At 59.9% G+C, this 18,301-nt stretch carries 17 protein-coding genes; 10 read left to right on the top strand and 7 right to left on the bottom strand.

Features of this window, described 5'->3' with window-relative positions; all coding sequences use genetic code 11:
- Positions 1-7: 7 nt before the first annotated feature.
- Complete coding sequence (gene serB, locus ISX84_RS14505; protein ID WP_195821092.1) at positions 8-886, bottom strand: phosphoserine phosphatase SerB; 879 nt, start codon at positions 884-886, stop codon at positions 8-10.
- Positions 887-1,044: 158 nt separating this feature from the next.
- Between serB and ISX84_RS14500 the strand changes: the two genes are divergently transcribed.
- The 3 genes from ISX84_RS14500 (at position 1,045) to ISX84_RS14490 (ending at position 4,700) form a co-directional block, all read left to right on the top strand.
- A complete protein-coding gene (locus ISX84_RS14500) occupies positions 1,045-2,184 on the top strand; it encodes a phosphoserine transaminase (RefSeq protein WP_195821091.1) in 1,140 nt (379 codons plus the stop codon).
- A gap of 93 nt (positions 2,185-2,277) precedes the next feature.
- Positions 2,278-3,873 carry a phosphoglycerate dehydrogenase gene (gene serA / locus ISX84_RS14495; protein WP_195821090.1) on the top strand — a complete coding sequence of 532 codons (1,596 nt, stop codon included), beginning with the start codon at positions 2,278-2,280 and terminating at the stop codon, positions 3,871-3,873.
- A 98-nt stretch (positions 3,874-3,971) separates the two neighbouring features.
- Entirely contained in the window at positions 3,972-4,700 is a 729-nt protein-coding gene (locus ISX84_RS14490) for a metallophosphoesterase family protein (RefSeq protein ID WP_195821089.1), read from the top strand.
- Here the strand turns inward: ISX84_RS14490 and ISX84_RS14485 are convergent.
- The 4 genes from ISX84_RS14485 to ISX84_RS14470 form a co-directional block, all read right to left on the bottom strand.
- Positions 4,662-5,072: a hypothetical protein gene (locus tag ISX84_RS14485; RefSeq protein WP_195821088.1), complete on the bottom strand. Its 411-nt coding sequence runs from the start codon at positions 5,070-5,072 to the stop codon at positions 4,662-4,664. The two genes, ISX84_RS14490 and ISX84_RS14485, sit on opposite strands and share 39 nt — an antisense overlap.
- On the bottom strand, positions 5,060-6,100 hold the full coding sequence (gene tdh / locus ISX84_RS14480; RefSeq protein WP_195821087.1) for an L-threonine 3-dehydrogenase: 1,041 nt from the start codon (positions 6,098-6,100) through the stop codon (positions 5,060-5,062). The genes ISX84_RS14485 and tdh overlap by 13 nt, the downstream gene beginning before the upstream one ends.
- A gap of 25 nt (positions 6,101-6,125) precedes the next feature.
- Positions 6,126-7,313, bottom strand: a complete 1,188-nt coding sequence (locus tag ISX84_RS14475; RefSeq protein ID WP_195821086.1) for a glycine C-acetyltransferase — start codon at positions 7,311-7,313, stop codon at positions 6,126-6,128.
- 94 nt (positions 7,314-7,407) lie between these two features.
- Complete coding sequence (locus ISX84_RS14470) at positions 7,408-7,974, bottom strand: helix-turn-helix domain-containing protein (RefSeq protein WP_195821324.1); 567 nt, start codon at positions 7,972-7,974, stop codon at positions 7,408-7,410.
- Between the two features lie 124 nt (positions 7,975-8,098).
- Here ISX84_RS14470 and ISX84_RS14465 point away from each other — a divergent pair, with 124 nt between their 5' ends.
- Positions 8,099-9,277 carry an acetyl-CoA C-acyltransferase family protein gene (locus ISX84_RS14465; RefSeq protein ID WP_195821085.1) on the top strand — a complete coding sequence of 393 codons (1,179 nt, stop codon included), beginning with the start codon at positions 8,099-8,101 and terminating at the stop codon, positions 9,275-9,277.
- A 30-nt stretch (positions 9,278-9,307) separates the two neighbouring features.
- Here ISX84_RS14465 and ubiB read toward each other — a convergent pair whose 3' ends face one another.
- Both ubiB and ubiE read right to left on the bottom strand, forming a co-directional pair.
- Positions 9,308-10,855 carry a 2-polyprenylphenol 6-hydroxylase gene (gene ubiB / locus ISX84_RS14460; RefSeq protein WP_195821084.1) on the bottom strand — a complete coding sequence of 516 codons (1,548 nt, stop codon included), beginning with the start codon at positions 10,853-10,855 and terminating at the stop codon, positions 9,308-9,310.
- A 104-nt stretch (positions 10,856-10,959) separates the two neighbouring features.
- Positions 10,960-11,712 (bottom strand): bifunctional demethylmenaquinone methyltransferase/2-methoxy-6-polyprenyl-1,4-benzoquinol methylase UbiE, encoded by a 753-nt coding sequence (ubiE, locus tag ISX84_RS14455; RefSeq protein WP_195821083.1) that lies wholly within the window; start codon positions 11,710-11,712, stop codon positions 10,960-10,962.
- An 87-nt stretch (positions 11,713-11,799) separates the two neighbouring features.
- On the opposite strand from ubiE, the gene mutM reads away from it, so the two are divergent.
- From mutM to dnaN, 6 genes are all read left to right on the top strand, one after another.
- Positions 11,800-12,651 (top strand): bifunctional DNA-formamidopyrimidine glycosylase/DNA-(apurinic or apyrimidinic site) lyase, encoded by an 852-nt coding sequence (mutM, locus tag ISX84_RS14450; protein ID WP_195821082.1) that lies wholly within the window; start codon positions 11,800-11,802, stop codon positions 12,649-12,651.
- A gap of 64 nt (positions 12,652-12,715) precedes the next feature.
- Complete coding sequence (locus ISX84_RS14445; protein WP_195821081.1) at positions 12,716-13,492, top strand: enoyl-CoA hydratase; 777 nt, start codon at positions 12,716-12,718, stop codon at positions 13,490-13,492.
- A 142-nt stretch (positions 13,493-13,634) separates the two neighbouring features.
- Positions 13,635-14,696 carry a PAS domain-containing sensor histidine kinase gene (locus tag ISX84_RS14440; RefSeq protein ID WP_229884323.1) on the top strand — a complete coding sequence of 354 codons (1,062 nt, stop codon included), beginning with the start codon at positions 13,635-13,637 and terminating at the stop codon, positions 14,694-14,696.
- Between the two features lie 158 nt (positions 14,697-14,854).
- Positions 14,855-15,118, top strand: coding sequence for a 30S ribosomal protein S20 (gene rpsT / locus ISX84_RS14435; protein ID WP_195821080.1), 264 nt, complete (start codon positions 14,855-14,857; stop codon positions 15,116-15,118).
- Positions 15,119-15,647: 529 nt separating this feature from the next.
- Positions 15,648-17,015: a chromosomal replication initiator protein DnaA gene (dnaA, locus tag ISX84_RS14430; RefSeq protein WP_195821079.1), complete on the top strand. Its 1,368-nt coding sequence runs from the start codon at positions 15,648-15,650 to the stop codon at positions 17,013-17,015.
- A gap of 143 nt (positions 17,016-17,158) precedes the next feature.
- On the top strand, positions 17,159-18,277 hold the full coding sequence (gene dnaN / locus ISX84_RS14425; RefSeq protein ID WP_195821078.1) for a DNA polymerase III subunit beta: 1,119 nt from the start codon (positions 17,159-17,161) through the stop codon (positions 18,275-18,277).
- The last annotated feature ends 24 nt before the right edge of the window (positions 18,278-18,301 follow it).

Here is an 18,301-nt window from a genome sequence, read left to right as displayed (position 1 = left end):
TCTTTGATCAGCCGGTGACGAAGTCCGACACCGCGTATCCCTGCAGGAACAGCAGCGCGGTCAGATCACCGTGATTGATCCGCACGTCGCATTGCGCTGCCACGGCGGGTTTCGCATGCAGCGCAACCCCTGTCCCCGCGCGGCCCAGCATGCCCAGATCATTCGCTCCGTCGCCGACGGCGATCACATCCGCTTCGCCAATCCCAAGACGCCGTGTGATGTCCTCCAGCGCATCCACCTTGGCCTGTTGGCCAAGGATGGGCATCCCGACCTCACCCGTCAGGCTGACGCCGTCGTTGAGCAGGGTATTCGCGCGGTTCTCATCGAAGCCCAACTGCCCGGACACGGCGCTGGTGAAATCGGTGAAACCGCCGGAGACCAAAGCGGCATGCGCCCCCTGCGCCTTCATCGTGGCCAGCAGCACCTCGCCACCCGGCATCAGGGTAATGCGGTCCGCAAGCACCTTTGCAATGGTGGCGACAGGCAGGCCTTTGAGCAGTCCGACACGCGCACGCAGGGCTTCTTCAAAGTCCATCTCGCCATTCATGGCGCGGGCGGTAATCTCCTTAACGCGGTCGCCGATCCCCGCCTCATCGGCCAGTTCGTCAATGCACTCCTGCTGGATCATGGTACTGTCCATATCGGCCAGCAACATCTTCTTGCGCCGTCCTTCCTTAGGCTGAACGGCAAGATCAACGCCTTGTTTTTGCAGATCTTCCCAGACCCCCCAGCGATTGTCCGGCAGTCGCGGCAACGTAAATTCTGCCGCCTCATCCGGGGCGAGCCAGACCACATCCACCCCACCCCAAGCGTTACGCAGAGCTTCGGGCAAGGCAGGCTGCAGGCTGTGTGCGCCCGCCGCAGACAGGAGAGTGGCGATATACATGGGCAAAGTTTCCGATCCGCGCAGAGTGTGTCGCAAAAAAGCGAATTTGCGGCGTTCTAGCCTCGTTTTTTCCGTTGCACCAGACCATGCGCCGCCATAGACCCGTCCGTGGGACACCCTTCCCCAACGAAGGGCGCATATCTGGAAGGATAGCATCAATGGCTACTCAGAAACCGGCGGCGCGGCCGGAAAATCCGCGTTTTTCTTCTGGCCCCTGTGCCAAACCCCCCACGTTTGATTTGACGAATCTGTCCGACGCGCCGCTGGGCCGGTCACACCGGGCAGCGCCTGGCAAAGCCAAGCTGCTGGAAGCGATCGAGACCACGCGCGAGATCCTTGGCTTGCCCGCGGACTACCGCATCGGTATTGTGCCCGCCTCAGACACCGGTGCCTTTGAGATGGCGATGTGGTCGCTGCTGGGCGAACGCCCTGCCGAAATGGTGGCATGGGAAAGTTTCGGGGCTGGTTGGGTCACCGATGTGGCGAAACAGCTCAAGATCGAGCACACCGTGCATACCGCCGACTATGGTGAGATCGTCGATATGGCGGCGCTCAACTACGACAATGACGTCTGCTTTACGTGGAACGGTACGACCTCTGGCGTTCGCTTGCCGTCCGGCGATGTGATCCCGGCGGATCGCAAGGGTCTGACGCTTTGCGATGCGACTTCTGCCGCTTTTGCGATGGATTTGCCCTGGGACAAACTCGACGTGACGACGTTCAGCTGGCAGAAGGTGCTCGGCGGTGAAGCCGCACATGGCATGCTGATCCTGAGCCCGCGCGCGGTCGAGCGGTTGGAGAGCTACACCCCGCCATGGCCGCTGCCGAAAATCTTCCGCCTGACCAAGGGCGGCAAGCTGATCGAAGGCATCTTCAAAGGTGAGACGATCAACACGCCGTCGATGCTCTGTGTCGAGGACTACCTGCAATCTCTGGCTTGGGCAAAATCCGTGGGCGGGTTGCAGGGGCTTATTGCCCGTGCCGACGCGAACACCGCTGCAATCACCGAATTCGTGCAGCAACACAACTGGATCAGCTTTCTCGCAAGCGATCCGGCAACGCGGTCCAACACCTCTGTCTGCCTCAAATTCGCTGACGACCGGGTCAAGGACGGCGCAAGCTTTGCCAAGGCCATCGCGAAACGGCTCGCCGATGAGGGCGTGGCCCTTGATATCGGTGCCTATCGCGATGCCCCTGCCGGTCTGCGCATCTGGTGCGGTGGCACAGTGGAAACCACCGATATCGAGGCGATGCTGCCCTGGCTGGCCTGGGCTTTTGAAGCCGAAATCTCCTCCTGAAGCAATGGTGGCCCAAGGCCCACCCTACCTGCCAATCCACAGGTAAGGTGGGCCTTGGGCCACCGCTCCCACAGACATTAAAGGACCAACAGAATGGCCCCTAAAGTACTCATCTCCGACAAGCTCTCAGAAGCCGCTGTGCAAATTTTCCGTGACCGTGGAATCGATGTCGATTTCCAGCCCGACGTTGGCAAGGACAAGGAAAAGCTCAGCCAAATCATCGGGGACTACGATGGTCTGGCCATCCGATCCGCGACCAAAGTCACGGAAAAGATCATTGCTGCCGCCACCAACCTCAAGGTCATCGGGCGCGCCGGGATCGGCACGGATAATATCGATAAGGAAGCAGCCTCAAAAAAGGGCATCATCGTGATGAACACGCCCTTTGGCAACATGATCACCACGGCGGAGCATGCCATTGCGATGATGTTTGCCGTGGCGCGTCAGATCCCCGAAGCCTCCGCCTCGACGCATGACGGCAAATGGGAAAAATCCAAGTTCATGGGTGTCGAGCTGACAGGCAAAACGCTGGGCGTGATCGGTGCCGGTAACATCGGCGGCATTGTCTGCGACCGCGCCCGCGCGCTGAAGATGAAAGTGCTGGCCTATGATCCCTTCCTCGGCGAGGAGAAGGCCAAGAAGATAGGTGTGGAGAAAGTCGAATTGGATGACCTGCTGGGCCGTGCGGATTTCATCACGCTGCACGTGCCCTTCACCGATCAGACCGCAAACATCCTCAGCCGCGAAAACATCGCCAAGACCAAGAAAGGCGTGCGCATCATCAACTGCGCCCGCGGCGGTCTGGTGGATGAGGAGGCTCTGGCCGAGGCGCTGAAATCCGGCCATGTGGCGGGGGCAGCCTTCGACGTCTTCGCCAAGGAACCGGCGAATGAGAACCCGCTGTTCCACCTGCCCAACGTGGTCTGCACCCCGCATCTTGGGGCTGCCACGACCGAAGCACAGGAAAACGTAGCCCTTCAGGTCGCGGAACAAATGTCGGACTACCTCCTGACAGGCGCCGTGGCCAATGCGCTGAACATGCCTTCCGTCACGGCGGAAGAGGCTCGCGTCATGGGACCATGGGTCAAGCTTGCCGGGCATCTGGGCAGCTTCACCGGGCAGATGACCGATGAACCCATCCGGGCGATCAACATCCTCTATGACGGGGTGGTCGCCGACATGAACCTCGAAGCGCTCAATTGCGGCGTCATCGCGGGCATCATGAAAAAGGCCAACCCGGATGTGAACATGGTCTCCGCCCCCGTCATCGCCAAGGAACGTGGCATCCAGATTTCAACCACAAATCAGGACAAATCCGGCGCGTTTGACGGCTACATCAAGGTCACGGTCGTCACAGCGAAACGAGAACGGTCAATTGCCGGTACCGTCTTTTCGGACGGCAAGCCGCGGTTCATCCAGATCAAGGGCATCAACATCGACGCAGAGATCGGCGCGCATATGCTCTACACCACCAATGAGGACGTGCCGGGTATCATCGGGGCATTGGGTCAGACGATGGGCGACAATGGCGTGAACATCGCGAACTTTACGCTGGGCCGGGCCACCGCCGGCGGAGAGGCCATCGCCCTGCTCTATGTCGATGAACCTGTCCCGGCAGAAGCCCGCGCCAAACTGGCCGAAACGGGCATGTTCACCCAGATCAAACCGCTGGCCTTCGACGTGGCATGACCCATCGGGAGGCCGTCGCCACATGGCCTGACCTCCCATTCCGCTTTCATCCTGCGGGACATTGCGGCATGAAGTGACCGTAACGCTGGGGAACATTCATGACCAAGCCGATCTATGCCATTGGTGACGTGCACGGACAGCTGGAGGAACTTCAACGGGTTCTAGCCCTGATCGAAGCGGATGGCGGACCCGATGCACAGGTGGTGCTGGTCGGGGATTACGTTGACCGCGGGCCCGACAGTCGCGGCGTTCTGCAGTTGCTGATCGACGCGGCGGCCTCAGGCCGCAACTGGGTCACGCTCAAGGGAAACCATGACCGCTATCTCAATCGCTTTCTCGACGACATGATCGTGTATGATCCCGCCACCCGGCCCGACCTGTCGTGGTTCAACCCGCGTCTGGGCGGAGACAAGACCATGGCCGCCTACGGCGTTGAGGCCAATGAAACCATCCCCCCAGCCGTGATCCGCAAAGCCGCTCTCGCCGCAGTGCCCCAGGCGCATCGCGATTTTCTGTCCAGGCTGCCGCTGATGCATGAAACAGAAGACCTGCTGTTCGTGCACGCGGGCATCCGGCCCGGTATCGCACTGGAAAAGCAGGTCGAAGACGACCTGATCTGGATCCGGGCACCCTTTCTGGATCATCAAGGGTCTCACGGGCCACTGGTCGTGCACGGCCACACCGCGCTCGAGCATCCGGAACATGCTGGAAACCGCGTCAATCTGGATGGAGGGGCGGGGTATTTCCGCCCGCTGCATGCCGCCGTTTTCGAAGGACGCGCGTGCTGGCTACTCTCCGAGACGGGACGCATCCCGCTGCGGCCATAGTGCCGCCCCCAGACACAGCCACCCCAGAAGGCCCTGCCCGTGGTGGCTGAGGTCGCTTTTAACGGAAAAGCCAAGCAGTTTCACCAGGAACAAAGGCGATGGCGGATCTTGAACCACCCATTGCAAGGGCAACCCGTCAAAGATCAGCAGATAGTAAGCATAGTAGACCTGCGGTGAAATCCAGACGAATGCGCCAAAAAGCACCACCGCCACAAAGACCCGCAGGATGAGACTGCGCACGCGCGACAACCGCCAGGCGAGGAACACGGTGCCAGCCGCCAGCATAACGGACACCAGCGCTAACCCGATCTGGCCCGCCAATGAAAGCGTGAAAAAACTGTCCTGCGCGTAAATGCCGTCTATCCCGTCCAATCCAACACGACTTTGCCCGAACTACCGGACTTCATGGTAGCAAAACCTGCCTCAAATTCGTCAACTGGAAAGCGGTGCGTGATCACCCGGCTGATGTCCAACCCGTTCTGCAGCATCGCAATCATCTTGTACCAGGTCTCGAAAATCTCGCGGCCATAGACGCCCTTGATCGTAATCGCTTTAAACACGATGCGGCTCCAATCCACAGGGCTCTTCCCCGGCGGAATGCCCAGCATGGCGATACGCCCGCCCATGGTCATCGCCTCAACCATCTGATCCAGCGCGCGCTGATTTCCCGACATCTCGAGGCCCACGTCAAAGCCCTGTTTCATCTTGAGATCCGACACTGTTTCAGCCAGATCAGCCTCCGCAACATTGACCGGCACCACATCGGCCACCTCCGCTGCCAGCGCCAGACGGTCGGGATTGATATCGGTGATCACAACGTGCCGGGCGCCCACATGCCGGGCGACGGCCGCCGCCATGATGCCAATGGGACCTGCGCCGGTGATCAACACATCTTCCCCCACAAGATCAAAGCTGAGCGCGGTATGCACCGCATTCCCCAAAGGATCGAGGATCGCACCGATGTCGTCGGAAATCTCATCCGGCAGCGGAACGACATTGAAGGCGGGCAACCGAAGGTATTGGGCAAAGGCGCCCTGCTCATTCACACCGATCCCGCGCGTCCCGGGATCAAGATGGAACTTGCCCGCGCGGCTCTGCCGGGAGGTCTTGCCAATCAGATGCCCCTCCCCGGAACAGCGCTGACCGACTTCCAAATCCATTACGTTAGAGCCTGTTTCCACGATCACACCGGCAAATTCATGGCCGGTGATCATTGGAACGGGCACGGTATGCGCCGCCCAATCATCCCAGTTCCAGATATGAATGTCGGTCCCGCAGATGCCGGTCTTGTTGATCTTGATCAGCACGTCATCCGGGCCAATCTCCGGCACCGGCGCATGGGTCATCCACAACCCCTCACGCGAATGCAGTTTGGACAGTGCCTTCATTTCATTGTTCATCAAATATACCCTTCGCACCATCGCGTCACGCGATTACGCCGCACGCCCTGCCCGCGGTCTCAAAGGCCTCGAGCGCCTTGTCCAATGCGTCGCGGGTCAAAGACGCATTCATCTGCGTCCGGATGCGCGCCTGACCGCGCGGCACCACGGGGAAAAAGAACCCGGACACGAAAACGCCCTCTTCGAAGAGCCGCGCCGCCATGTCCTGCGCCAATTGTGCCTCGCCGAGCATCACCGGCACAATCGGATGTTCGCCCGGCAGCAGATCAAAGCCCAGTTTTTCCAACCCCGCACGCCAATACGTGGTGTTTTCAAACAACCGTGCCCGCAGATCGTCCCCGTGTTCCACCAGCTCCAACGCCTTGATCCCTGCCGCAACAATGGATGGCGGCAAAGAGTTGGAAAACAGATAAGGCCGCGCCCGCTGGCGCAGCAGATCAATCACCACCTGCGGCCCGGCGATATATCCGCCAATGGCCCCGCCCAGCGCCTTGCCGAGCGTGCCCGTCAGGATATCTACCTCAACGCCTGCATGTGCAGGTGTTCCCGCCCCTTTCGGCCCCATGAAACCGGTGGCGTGGCAATCATCCACCATCACCATCGCCCCGTATGTCTCGGCCAGCGCCTTGATCTCCGGTAGCTTGGCCAGATAGCCATCCATGCTGAACACGCCATCCGTGGCGATCAGGATGAACCGCGCGCCCTCTTCGCGGGCCAGCCTCAACTGTCCTTTTAGATCAGCCATGTCCGAATTGGCATAACGGTATCTTTTGGCTTTGCAGAGCCTGATCCCATCAATAATCGACGCGTGGTTCAAGGCATCGGATACCACGGCATCCTCGGGCCCCAGAAGGGGTTCGAACAGCCCGCCATTCGCATCAAAACAGGCCGCAAACAGAATGGAATCCTCCATACCCAGAAAGGCCGCAAGCTTCTGCTCCAGCTCCCGATGGATATCTTGCGTGCCACAGATGAAACGTACGGAGGCCATGCCAAACCCGCGCGGGTCCATCGCCTCCTTGGCGGCCGCAATCAGCTCCGGATGGTCCGCAAGCCCCAGATAGTTGTTGGCACACAGGTTGATGACCTCACGCGGACCCACCGAGATCTGCCCGCCCTGAGGCGAGGTGATCATGCGTTCGCGCTTCATCATGCCATCCGCCTCGATCTGCGCGAGGGTTTCGGTGATGTGCTGCAGATAGGCTTGCGTCATGATGCGACTCCTTTTGCCATTCATCTAACATAACGGATGCACCTCCGAAATAGGGGATTTTCATGATAGCGGATTTTTTCCGGTATTTCGGATATCAGGCATTCTGCACGACGAGAAAGGCCCGGACGTCGCCCGTTTCCGCAGCGATCCTATGCGTCACATCTGCAGCGTAGCGCGCAGTATCACCCGCGTTCAGCGTACTCGACACCTCACCGCTGGTGACCGTCACCGCGCCATCGATCACGGTCAGATGTTCACGCGCGCCCCGGGCATGGGGGTGGCTGTCGAGCATCCCTCCTTTGGCGATCGTCAGCTCATAGACCTCATGCCGTCCTGCGTCCTCGGGCGGGGACAGGATGCGAATACGACAGCCGGAGCCAAGATTGTCGATGGTGGGCACGTCTGCAGCCCGCAGCGTTTCGATCTGCGCAACGTCCGAGGCACCGTCAAGCAGCCCTGCGAAATCGACCTGCAGCGCCCGCGTCAGGTTCCACAGCGTTGCAATCGTCGGACTGCTTTCGCCCCGTTCGATCTGGCTGACCATGGAACGCGACACGCCCGACAGCTTGGCCACCGCATCCAGTGACAGATCCTGCGCGCGCCGCGCCGCTTTGAGCCGGGCGGGCAGTTGCGTCAGGATGGTATTATCGGTTTCCGTCATATCGGAGACATCGCCGATATGCAGGATTGTTGTCAATTGAAACTGCGGCGCTGACGGGACGTCGTTGCTGACAACCGCGCTTTGCGCCAACATAAGGTGCAGAGGATCAACCGGGGAGGCCGCCATGACCAAAGACATCGTGATACTGGACGGAGCACGCACCGCCATCGGCACATTTGGGAGTGCCCTGGCAGGAACGCCGCCCATCGACCTGGGCACGGTGGCGGCCAAGGCGGCGCTGGAGCGGTCGGGTGTGGACGGTGCACAGATCGGCCATGTGGCCTTTGGACATGTGATCAACACCGAACCAAAGGACATGTACCTCAGCCGTGTGGCCGCGATGCAGGCGGGCGTGCCGGACACGGTGCCCGCGATGAATGTGAACCGCTTGTGCGGCTCCGGCGTGCAGGCAATTGTCTCGGTCGTGCAATCGCTGATGCTGGGCGACGCCGACTTCGGTCTGGCAGGTGGCGCCGAAAACATGTCCCGCTCCCCGTTCATCGTGCCGCAGCAGCGGTGGGGCGCGAGGATGGGTGACATCAAAACGCTGGATATGATGCTGGGCGCGCTCAACTGCCCCTTTGGCACCGGTCATATGGGGGTCACAGCCGAAAACGTCGCGGCAGAGCACGACATCACGCGGGAACAGCAAGACGCCTTTGCGCTGGAGAGCCAGAAGCGCGCGGCAGCGGCCATCGAAGCGGGCCATTTTGCCGGGCAAATCACACCGGTAGAGGTGCGGGTCAAGCGGGACATGGTTGCCTTCGAGACAGATGAACACCCCAAGGCGACGACAGCGGAGGCGCTCTCCGGTCTGCGCCCGGTGTTCCAGAAAGACGGCTCCGTGACGGCGGGCAATGCCAGTGGGATCAACGATGGCGCTGGCGCGCTGGTTCTGGCCACAGCGGAGGCCGCCGAGAAGGCCGGGCTGAAACCGAGCGCCCGCATTCTGGGGTATGCGCATGCCGGCGTGCGCCCGGAGGTCATGGGCATCGGACCGGTCCCGGCGGTGGAAAACCTGCTGGCGCGGACCGGCCTGCAAGCCAGCGATTTCGATGTGATCGAAAGCAACGAGGCCTTTGCCGCGCAGGCGCTGGCGGTCAGCAAAAACCTTGGTTTTGACCCCGCGAAAGTGAACCCGAATGGCGGTGCGATTGCCTTGGGCCACCCGGTCGGCGCGACGGGCGCGATCATCACGGTCAAGGCGCTCTATGAGCTGGAACGCATTCAGGGGTCCAAGGCGCTGATCACCATGTGCATTGGCGGCGGTCAGGGCATTGCCCTGGCAATTGAGCGTCTATAGGCGCAGCACCCGCCGACCGCCGCGCCGTTCTCAGAGGAACGTCAGATCGACGAGCACAAGCGTGAGCGTGGCGCCCGCCCCGATGGCGATGCCAAAGACGATCGCCAAGAGCACACGCTCCATCAGACCGGGTTTGGACGCAGGTTCTGCCGGGTTGCTCTGACGGACCAATGCAGCTTCGACCATCCCCGGCAACCGGGGTCCAAACCGGGCGACAACGCGGGCGGTTTTTGTCAGGTCATTCAGCACCGCTTTGGGTCCGATGGATTTGGAAATGTAGTCCGTCACGATGGGGGCCGCAACTTGCCAGATGTTCATTTGCGGGTTGAGCGAGCGCGCCACACCTTCGACCACCACCATCGTGCGTTGCAGCAGGATCAGTTCGGTCCGCGTTTCCATGCCAAACCGTTCCGTGACCTCGAAAAGGTAGTTCAGCAGGCGGCCCATGGAGATGTGATTGGCGTCCATACCGAAAATCGGTTCGCCCACCGCGCGCAGAGCGCGGGCGAATTCATCCACATCCTTGTCGGCGGGCACGTAACCGGCCTCAAAATGCACCTCGGCCACGCGTTTGTAATCCTTGCGGATGAAACCAAAGAGAATCTCCGCATAGACCCGGCGGGTGTATTCATCGATATGGCCCATTATGCCGAAGTCATAGGCGACGATGTCGCCATTGGGCGCGACCTTAAGGTTGCCTTGGTGCATGTCCGCGTGGAAGTAGCCGTCCCGCAGCGCGTGATTGAGGAAGAGCTGCAGAACGCGTTCGCTGAGCGCCACACGGTCATGCCCTGCCGCGTCAATCGCATCATTGTCGCCCATCGGGGCGCCATCGGCCCAGCCCAGCGTCATGACGCGGCGGGCGGAATACTCCCACTTCATCTGTGGCAGCTGAAACCCGGCATCGTCTTTGGTATTGGCCGCGAATTCGGACGCGGCAGAGGATTCCAGACGCAGGTCCAATTCACCCCGCACGACACCATCGAAATGTTCGATCACCTCCATCGGACGCAGGCGGCGGGAGCCCGGCGAGAAAATCTCGACCATGCGCGCTGCGAGGTAGAAGGCGTCGACGTCTTTGCGAAACGCCTTTTCGATGCCCGGGCGCAGGACCTTGACGGCGACGGCCTCGCCGGTGCTGGCTAAGGTGGCTTTGTGCACTTGGGCAATCGACGCCGCCGCGACCGGTTCGCTGAACTCGGAAAACATCTGATCGACGGGCATGCCGAGCTCGCGCTGCACCTCTTCTTTGGCTTCCTGCACCGAAAAGGGCGGCAGTTTGTCCTGCAGGACGCGCAGTTGCAGCGCCAACTCATCGCCCACGACGTCGGGGCGGGTCGAGAGAATCTGGCCGAACTTGATGTAGGCGGGGCCGAGCGCGGTCAGCGCGCGGGTGGCGGGCGGCATCGCCGGATCGCCCTTGTACCCCAGCCATTTGAACGGCAGACCCAGCGTGCGGGCGACAAATCGCAAGGTCGGCGGCGCTTCGAAAGCGTCGAGCACGACATTCATCGCGCCTGTACGTTCCAGCGTGGCACCGGTGCGGATGAGCCGCCAGATATTATGGGGACCGCGCATGGGTTATCCTTTGGTGTCGCCGTACGGGCGCAAGGCGACCCGCCGGGGGCGCTGCCCCGGGTCCCCCGACATATTGGCGGAACAATGAAGAGGCGCGCGCGGCGTCACAGCTTCCAGCCCGAATGCAGGCAGGCCACGCCCATGGTCAGATTGCGGTACTTGGCATTCTCGAAGCCCGCATCGCGGATCATGGCGAGGAAGCTTTCCTGATCGGGGAAGTTGCGGATCGATTCCACGAGGTATTGGTAGCTGTCGCGATCGTTTGCGATGATCTGGCCCATGCGTGGGATCACGTTGAAGCTGTAGAGGTCATAGGCCTTTTGCATCGCGGGGTTGGGCAGTTGGCTGAATTCGAGCACCATGCACCGACCGCCGGGTTTGAGCACGCGGTAAGCCTCATGCAGCGCGTCCTGTGGGCGGGTTACGTTCCGGATGCCGAAGCTGATGGTGTACACGTCAAAGCTGTTGTCTTCAAAGGGCAGTGCCATCGCATCACCCACCACCCAATCGAGGCTGTCCTGCATCTGTGCGGCCTCGGCGCGCTGGCGTCCTTCGACCAGCATCGGCTCTGTCAGGTCGAGCACGGTGGCGTGACCGGAGCCGGCGCGCTTGAGGAACCGGAACGAGATGTCGCCCGTCCCCCCCGCCACGTCGAGCAGCTTTTGCCCGGGGCGCGGTGCCAACCAATCCATCATCGCGTCTTTCCAGAGCCGGTGAATGCCCCCCGACATCACATCGTTCATGATGTCGTACTTGCTGGCGACCGAGGAGAAAACGCCCTGCACACGTCCGGCCTTTTCACCCTCGGGAACCGTCTCGAACCCGAAGTGGGTGGTTTTATCTTTGGTATCTGTCATCGGCTCTTGTAGTCCCTGCGCTTCGCGCTTTGTTATAGGGCTCTGAGAGCCGTGCACAATGCGGCCCTTTCGTCACAGGGAGGCAAGATGCCCGAACTGCCCGAAGTTGAGACGGTCCGGCGCGGGCTGACCCCGGCCATGCGGGGCGTGCGGATTGAGAAGGCCGAGGTCAATCGGCCTGATCTGCGCTGGCCCTTTCCTGAGGGCATGGCGGGCCGGCTCACCGGGCAGCGCGTGGAACAGCTGCGGCGGCGCTCGAAGTATATCTTAGCCGATCTGAGTTCGGGTGAAACGCTGCTCATTCATCTTGGCATGTCGGGTCGGATGCTGGTGTCCGGTGATCCGCTGGGGCAATTCGTGTATGACCACCCTGCCCCGGAGAAACACGACCACGTTGTCCTGCATATGGAGAACGGCGCGCGCATCACCTTCAACGACCCGCGGCGGTTTGGGGCGATGGATCTGATGCCGACGCAGGGTGCGGAGCACCACAAGCTGCTGTCTGTTCTGGGGCCGGAACCCCTGGGCAATGACTTTCACGAGGCGCATCTGATCGAGGCGTTCAGGGGCAAGATGAGCCCGGTGAAATCAGCTTTGCTCGACCAGAGAATTGTTGCCGGGCTGGGCAACATCTACGTGTGCGAAGCCCTCTATCGCGCAAAAATCAGGCCGACGCGTAAAGCCGGGCGTATTTCTGCCCTCCGGGTTGCAGGGCTTGTGCCGATCATTCGCGCAGTGCTGTCAGAGGCCATTGAGGCGGGCGGCTCCTCCCTGCGGGATTTCAGGCAAGCCGATGGCGAGCTTGGATATTTCCAGCACAGCTTTGACGTTTATGGTCGCGAAGGGGCGCCGTGCCGCACCCCCGATTGCCCCGGCGTTATTGGGCGAATCGTGCAATCGGGACGCTCATCTTTCTTCTGCGCGCAATGCCAAAGATAGCTTGAACCTCGGGTGCGCATGGTATTGAGTCGAGGTTCCAGACAACAATCGAGAGCTCCTTTCAATGGCCTATGAAACGATCATCGTTGACGTAGAGAACCATGTCTCACAGATCACGCTGAACCGGCCCGATGCATTGAATGCGCTGAATGACGAGTTGATGAAGGAACTGGCCGACGCGCTGGCAGAGGCGCAGGCCAATGAGAAGGTCCGCTGCATCATCATCACCGGGTCTGAGAAAGCCTTTGCCGCGGGTGCGGACATCGCGATGATGAAGGACAAGAGCTTTGTCGAAGCATTTTCCGGGGATCTGTTCACGCCCGAGACCGACCAGATCATGCGGGTGCGCAAGCCCATTATCGCCGCCGTGTCAGGATACGCTCTGGGCGGCGGCTGCGAACTGGCGATGATGTGTGATTTCATCATCTGCTCGGATACCGCCAAGTTTGGCCAGCCGGAGATCAATCTGGGCGTGGTTGCGGGCATCGGCGGGACGCAACGGCTGACCCGCATTGTCGGCAAATCCAAGGCGATGGACATGAACCTGACCGGTCGCTTCATGGACGCGGAAGAGGCGGAGCGGTCCGGTCTCGCCTCCCGCGTGGTGGCGTGCAAGAAACTGCTGGAAGAAGCACATAGTGCTGCTCAGAAGATCGCCGAAAAATCGATGGTCTCCGTGATGGTTGTCAAAGAAGCCGTCAACCGGGCCTATGAAGTGCCGCTGCGCGAGGGCCTGCTTTTTGAACGGCGGATGTTCCATTCGCTCTTTGCCACCGAAGACCAATCCGAAGGCATGTCCGCCTTTCTGGAAAAACGCGAAGCTCAATTTCGCGACAAGTAGGCGCCACGCGGTTGCGTGGGCACCGCGGGATCCTTCGAAAGACACCCCCGGCCATTACGCTCTTCTGCCAAAGGTCAATGTTGATTTTTGATAGGGGCATTCGTAAGAATTCGTCCTTAGATTGAACAAATGCGAGCCGCAGTTGGTTGGACAGATAGACAGATACAGTCTGACATGGCGGGTCACCCCGGACCTGTTGGGCATTCTCGACAAATCCGGTGTGTTCACGGATACGAATCCAGCCTGGCTCACGACACTCGGCCGACTTCCCGAAGACATTGAAAACCGGCAGTTTTTCGACTTCATTCACCCCGATGACATGCCGAAAACCGAACAGGCCTTTGTCGATATTCAGAACGGTGAACCCATCCTGAATTTCGAAAACAGGTATCGACACAAGGACGGCAGCTATCGGTGGCTATCCTGGAACGCGGTGCCCGAGGAGAACCTGTTCTTTTGCAGCGCCCGCGACATCACAGACGCCAAGGACAACGAAAAGTCGCTCCAGACCAGAGAGGACGAAGCGCAGCTGCGCGAGCAGTTCATCGCGGTGCTGAGCCACGACCTGCGCACCCCGATTGCAGCGGTCAGTTCCGCAATCTGGACCGCGTTGCGGCAGGAACAGACGGAAAAGTCACGCAGGCTGCTGACGACGGCGGAACTATCGCTGGGCCGGATGACGGAGCTCATCTCCGACGTCATGGATTTTGCGCGGGCGCGTCTTGGCGGGGATATCGGGATTGATCCGAAGCAGACTGTTGAACTGATACCAGTTCTGGAACAGGTGGTTCAGGAAATTCGGCTGTCCAATCCTGATACGACTATCATCGAAGACTTTCACTTTTTCGACAACGTGCAATGTGATGAAGACCGGATCGGCCAGTTGCTGTCGAACCTTGTCTCAAATGCTGTTTTTCACGGTGAGCAGGATGAACCCGTTCGTGTCCGCGCGTTCGACGAAGGCGAAAATCTTGTTCTGACCGTCGCGAATTTCGGGAAACCGATCCCACAAGCCGCGCAGGAAAAGCTGTTCGAACCCTTCACCCGCGCCGAGGTGCAGCAATCCCAGAACGGTCTGGGTCTGGGCTTGTTCATCGCCAAACAGATCGCTTTGGGACACGGTGGGACGTTGAGCGTGAGCTCGGACGATATCGAAACCGAATTCCGGCTTGTCCTGCCCAAGAAGGCCCCCGCCTCGGGCTGAATTTGCGGTTTGCAAATCCCGCCAGCTTCTTTATAGAGCGCCCGATACATGCGCGTGCAGCCCGCTTTGGCTAGAATCACCTTTGGTTGAGCATCAACCGAAACGGGGGGCATCGTGCAATCGAGACACATAACGCCCCGAGAAAAGGTGAAGCACACATGGCCAACTCGCCACAGTCCAAGAAACGCGCCCGTCAGAACGAGGCACGCTTCCAGATCAACAAAGCGCGTCGTTCGCGCATCCGTACCTATCTGCGCAAAGTCGAAGAGGCGATTGCCTCCGGTGACAAGGACGCCGCGGCAAGCGCTCTGAAAGCAGCACAACCCGAATTGATGCGGGGCGTGACAAAAGGCGTCTTCCACAAAAATACTGCAGCGCGGAAAGTCTCCCGCCTGTCTGCACGCGTCAAAGCACTGGGTTAACGTTCCCCAAAAATAGCGATGAAAAGCGCCGAGTCTTCGGCGCTTTTTTGCATTTATGAGACTCTTTCCGCGTGGCTGGAGATTCTTTTTTGAAAATTCAGAGTCAAGATTGAAGTTCAGTTGCCGTGCCGCTCACGAACTTGCTACCAGTATACAGCGATTCATTTCGCCATGGGGGGACAGGCTCTGATCGATCACTTCGCACTGCAGCGAAGACCATGACGTCAGGGACTGGGTGTCGCGGGTAACCGTAACACCTTCAGTCTGCAAAAGCTGCTCAACAGCGTTTTGCCCTGTCAAAAAAAGAGCGGACGGTGTCGTCTGATGGATCAGTGTTTCCGAGCAATCGGAGCCGCATTCCAATCAGGCTTTACCTAATCTGTATATGTCCATCGGGCGTTCACCTGTTTCCGTGTGGGAGCGGGACAGGAGAGCTGTGTCCGGTGGCAAAGAAGGTAAAGGCGGTGCGGCATACCAAAAAATGGATGCGGCGCCGGAATTGGAACGCTAAAGGGAAAACAGGTCAAACATGACTAATGAGAAGTGGGGGCAGTTGAGGCAGCGACTGCTGAAAACCGTAGGGCAAAACAACTATACGAACTGGATTGAGCCGATTGAGTTTCGCGCCGCACAGGATGGAATTGCAACATTTGATGTGCCAACCAACTTTCTGGGAAACTACGTTAACCAAAACTTTGCGGATCTGATCCTACATGAGCTGAAGACAGAAGATCCTACTGTGCGCCGCCTGTGCTTTGCCGTGCCCGCACCGGTGGGCGCACAGGAGACAGCAATGAACGATCAGCCCGCCGTAGCACCCGCGCCGCGTGCCGCGAAACCCGCAAACTCCGGCACGCTGACCACCGCGCCGCTGGACAAACGGTTCACCTTTGACACCTTCGTGGTCGGCAAACCGAATGAATTGGCCCATGCCGCCGCGCGCCGTGTGGCCGAGGGCGGGCCGGTGACATTCAATCCGCTCTTCCTCTATGGCGGGGTTGGCCTGGGTAAGACCCACCTGATGCACGCCATTGCGCATGAGCTGCATCAGCGCCGCCCGGAAATGAACGTGCTCTACCTGTCGGCTGAACAATTCATGTACCGGTTTGTGCAGGCCCTGCGGGACCGCAAGATGATGGACTTCAAGGAGATCTTCCGGTCTGTGGACGTGCTGATGGTGGATGACGTGCAATTCATCGCCGGCAAGGATTCCACGCAGGAAGAGTTCTTTCACACCTTCAATGCCCTGGTCGACCAGAACAAACAGATCATCATCTCGGCTGACCGCGCACCTGGTGAGATCAAGGACCTCGAAGATCGTGTGAAGTCGCGCCTGCAATGCGGTCTGGTCGTCGATCTGCACCCCACGGATTACGAGCTGCGCCTCGGCATCCTGCAGAGCAAGGTGGAGCAGCAGCGTGTGAACTACCCTGGGCTGGAGGTTGAAGCGGGTGTGCTTGAGTTCCTCGCACATCGGATTTCGACCAACGTGCGGGTGCTTGAAGGCGCGTTGACCCGGCTCTTTGCCTTTGCCTCGCTGGTGGGGCGCGAGATCAACATGGAACTGACGCAGGATTGCCTGTCGGATGTGCTACGCGCCTCGGAACGCAAGATCACCGTCGAGGAAATTCAGCGCAAGGTTTCGGATCACTACAACATCCGCCTCAGCGACATGATCGGGCCCAAGCGCCTGCGCTCTTACGCGCGGCCGCGGCAGGTCGCGATGTATCTGTGCAAGAAGATGACAAGCCGGTCGCTGCCGGAGATCGGGCGCCGTTTTGGCGGTCGTGATCACACCACCGTCATGCACGGGGTCAAGCGGATCGAGGAGCTGAAATCGCAGGACGGCCAGATTGCCGAAGACCTCGAATTGCTGCGCCGCGCGCTGGAAGAATAGTCACACATCCGGCCCGCAGCCTTGCAAAAGGACTGCGGGTCTTGACGCCCTGCCCTTTCCAACAGACAAACCAATAAAAGTCTTGTGAAGTCGGTGGAACAGGGTAATTTGCCTGTCCCGACTGGTGGGAAGGATAAGGCATCATGAAGATCAGCATCGAACGCGCGGCCCTGCTCAAGGCGGTGTCTCAGGCACAGTCCGTTGTGGAGCGGCGCAACACGATCCCCATCCTTGCCAATGTGTTGATCGAAGCCGAAGGCAGCGACGTGAGCTTTCGCGCCACCGATCTCGACATTGAGGTTGTCGACAAGGCCCCGGCTCAGGTCGAACGCGCTGGTGCCACCACTGTTTCCGCAACCACCTTGCATGAAATCGTACGCAAACTGCCGGATGGCGCACTGGTCACACTGACCGCAGATGGGGCAACCGGGCGTCTCACGGTCGAGGCGGGACGCTCCAACTTCTCGCTGGCGACGCTGCCAAAGGAAGACTTCCCGGTGATGGCATCGTCTGAATATGCCTCGAATTTCTCGGCTGCGGCGCCGGTGTTGCGGCGGCTTTTTGATAAGTCCAAATTCGCGATCTCGACCGAGGAGACCCGCTATTATCTGAACGGCGTCTACATGCACATCTCGGACGCCGAAGGCGGGCAAGTGCTGCGCTGCGTGGCGACCGATGGTCACCGGCTGGCCCGGATCGACGCCGATCTGCCAGAAGGTGCCGCAGACATGCCCGGGGTGATCGTCCCTCGCAAGACCGTCGGCGAATTGCGCAAGCTTCTGGACGATGACGAGATGAAAATCGCGGTATCGGTGTCGGAAACCAAGGTGCGCTTTGCCACGCCCGATATCACCCTGACCTCAAAGGTCATCGACGGTACCTTCCCGGACTACACCCGTGTTATCCCGCAGGGCAACACACGCAAGCTGGAGGTGGATGCCTCCGACTTCGCGCAGGCCGTGGACCGGGTGGCGACAGTGAGCTCCGAACGGTCCCGCGCGGTGAAGCTGCAGTTGGACGAAGACCGGCTGGTGCTGTCGGTCAATGCGCCGGATTCCGGGGCCGCCGAGGAAGAACTGGCTGTGGCCTACGGTGACGAACGTCTGGAAATTGGCTTTAACGCCAAGTATTTGCTGGAGATTGCCAGCCAGGTAGATCGCGAGAACGCGGTGTTTCTGTTCAACTCCTCCGGCGATCCGACCTTGATGCGGGAAGGCAATGACCAATCCGCTGTTTATGTCGTGATGCCGATGCGTGTTTAGATTTTTGCCTTCGGCGAGCATATT

The organism is Roseobacter sp. MH60115, assembly GCF_015644665.1.
In the GTDB taxonomy this organism is placed as follows: domain Bacteria; phylum Pseudomonadota; class Alphaproteobacteria; order Rhodobacterales; family Rhodobacteraceae; genus Roseobacter.
The sequence above is the reverse complement of the archived record's forward strand: the minus strand, read 5'-3'. Positions and strand labels throughout refer to the sequence as shown.